The following is a 1,441-nucleotide window of genomic DNA, read 5'->3' on the forward strand; positions in this document are numbered from 1 at the left end:
ACCGCCGCACGAGACGCGCCAATGGCGGCGCCCAGCTTGTCGGCAATGCCGTCCAGCAGTTTGAAGTTTTCGCCGTTGCCCATGCCACGGCCGCCGGAGATGACGACCTTGGCACCGCCGAGTTCCGGGCGGTCGCTCTGGGCCAGCTCCTGCTTCACGAAGCGGGACTGGGCGTTGTCGACGACCACGTCCACGGCGTCCACGCTGGCGCTACCGCCGCTGCCTACCGCATCGAAGGCGGTGGTGCGCACGGTGATGACTTTCAGCGGGTCGTCGCTTTTCACCGTGGCGATGGCGTTACCGGCGTAGATCGGACGCAGGAAGGTATCGGCGCTCTCGACGCCAATCACTTCCGACAGTTGGCTGACGTCTTTCAGCGCGGCCAGCCGGGGCAGCACGTTCTTGCCGGTGGTGGAGGCGCTGGTCAGCACGTGGGTGTAGTCGTCGGCCAGGGCGACCAGCAGCGCGCCCATGGGCTCGGCAAGCTGATGGGCGTAGACGGCGTTGTCTGCCACGCGCACCTTGCTCACGCCGTCGAGTGTCGCGGCGGCTTCGGCGGCGGCCTGGACGCCTTCACCGGCGACCAGTACATCGATATCGCCACCGATCGCCTGGGCGGCTGCCACGACGTGGGCGGTGGCGCTGGCCAACTGACCTTCATGCAGGTCGGCAAGTACCAGAATGCTCATGAGATCAGCTCCTTTTAAAGCACTTTGGCTTCGTTTTTCAGTTTGTCGATCAGCTCGTCCACCGAGGCGACCTTGATACCGCCCTTGCGCTCGGCGGGTGACTCGACCTTGAGCAGCGTGACGTTCGACGCGACCTCGACCCCATAGTCGGCGGGGGTCTTGACGTCCAGCGGCTTTTTCTTGGCCTTCATGATGTCCGGCAGCTTGGCGTAGCGCGGCTCGTTGAGGCGCAGATCGGTGGTGACGATAGCGGGCAGCGTGAGGGCGACGGTTTGCAGGCCGCCGTCGATTTCACGGGTCACGTTCACCTTGTCGCCATCGATGGCGACTTCCGAGGCGAAAGTGCCCTGGGGCAGATTGGTCAGCGCCGCCAGCATCTGGCCGGTCTGGTTGTTGTCGGTGTCGATGGCCTGCTTGCCAAGAATCACCAGACCAGGCTGCTCTTCATCCACCACCTTGGCCAGCAGTTTGGCCACCGCCAGTGATTCGACGCGCTCGTCGGTCTCGATGTGGATGGCGCGATCGGCGCCCAGCGCCAACGCGGTGCGCAGCTGCTCCTGGGCAGCCTTGGGGCCTACCGTCACGGCGACCACTTCGCTGGCCGCTCCCTTCTCTTTCAAACGTACGGCCTCTTCCACGGCGATTTCGCAGAAGGGGTTCATGGCCATCTTGACGTTGGTCAGATCCACATCGGAGTGATCCGCCTTGACGCGGATCTTGACGTTGTAGTCGATGACGCGTTTTACCGCGAC

General features: G+C 64.1%; 2 protein-coding genes. Both read right to left on the bottom strand.

Annotation, left to right across the window (positions count from 1 at the left end; genetic code table 11):
- On the bottom strand, window positions 1-689 hold a 689-nt coding region (locus FEU76_RS18485), incomplete at its 3' end, for an electron transfer flavoprotein subunit alpha/FixB family protein (RefSeq protein WP_144984997.1).
- Between the two features lie 14 nt (window positions 690-703).
- On the bottom strand, window positions 704-1,441 hold a 738-nt coding region (locus tag FEU76_RS18490; protein WP_144985000.1), incomplete at its 5' end, for an electron transfer flavoprotein subunit beta/FixA family protein.

This window comes from Halomonas sp. C22 (assembly GCF_007655045.1).
In the GTDB taxonomy this organism is placed as follows: Bacteria; Pseudomonadota; Gammaproteobacteria; order Pseudomonadales; family Halomonadaceae; genus Vreelandella; species Vreelandella hamiltonii.